Origin of the sequence: Streptomyces sp. NPDC101166, assembly GCF_044768125.1 — a bacterium.
Classification (GTDB): domain Bacteria; phylum Actinomycetota; class Actinomycetes; order Streptomycetales; family Streptomycetaceae; genus Streptomyces.
The window spans coordinates 1-1,027 of record NZ_JBIWPF010000380.1; the positions used below are offsets into that span (position 1 = coordinate 1).

A 1,027-nucleotide genomic window follows, 5' to 3' on the forward strand; every position below is an offset into this window, starting at 1 on the left:
CACCCAGCCCGGCGTGTCGGTGACCGTGTTCGACAAGGTGACCACGCCCTACGGTCTGGCCCGCTTCGGCGTCGCGCCCGACCACACCAAGACCCGCCAGGTCGGCGAGCTGTTCGACGTGATCTCCGCGCAGCCCGGCTTCGGCTCGTACCTGAACGTCAATGTGGGCGAGCACGTTTCACACGAGGAACTGCTGGCACACCACCACGCGGTGATCTACGCCGTCGGCGCGTCCTCGGACCGCAAGCTCGGGATCCCGGGTGAGGGGCTGCCCGGCAGCACCTCCGCCACCGACTTCGTGGCCTGGTACAACGGCCACCCCGACCAGGCGGGCCGGTTCTTCGACCTGTCGGCGCGGCGCGCGGTGATCGTGGGCAACGGCAATGTGGCGCTGGACGTGGCGCGCATCCTGACCACCGATCCGGAACTGCTGGCCGGCACCGACGTGTCCCAGCGGGCGCTGAACGTGTTGCGGCGCAGCAATATCGAAGAGGTCGTGATCCTCGGGCGGCGCGGTCCGGCCGAATCCGCCTTCACCGTGCCGGAATTCGTGGGCCTGCTGGGCGCCGATGTCGACATCGTGATCGAGGGCGAGCTGCCGCCGATCGTCGAGGGCATGTCGCAGAAGGTCGAGCACAAGCTGAAGCTGCTGCACGGCTTGGCCGATCGGCCCGTGGGTGGACGCAAGCGGATCGTGTTCCGGTACCTGTCGGCGCCGGTGACCATCGCGGGCGTGGACCGGGTGACCGGGGTCGAGGTGGTGCGCAACGAGCTCGTCACCGGCGACAACGGCGCGGTGCACGCGGTTCCGACCGAGGACGTCGAGACCCTCGACGCCGGACTGGTGCTGACCTCGGTGGGCTACCGCGGTGTGGCGCTGCCGGGCGTGCCATTCGACGAGCGGGCCGGGATCATTCCGAACCTGGACGGACGGGTGCTCGAGGAGTCCGGCGGCGCGGTGGTGTCCGGCGCGTACGTGACCGGCTGGATCAAGCGCGGCCCGACCGGGTTCATCGGGACCAACAAG

General features: G+C 69.6%; 1 pseudogene. It reads left to right on the top strand.

Annotated elements, in window-relative coordinates:
* Window positions 1-13 precede the first annotated feature (13 nt).
* A pseudogene (locus ACIRS4_RS39270) lies at window positions 14-1,027 on the top strand (4Fe-4S ferredoxin); the annotation flags it as partial.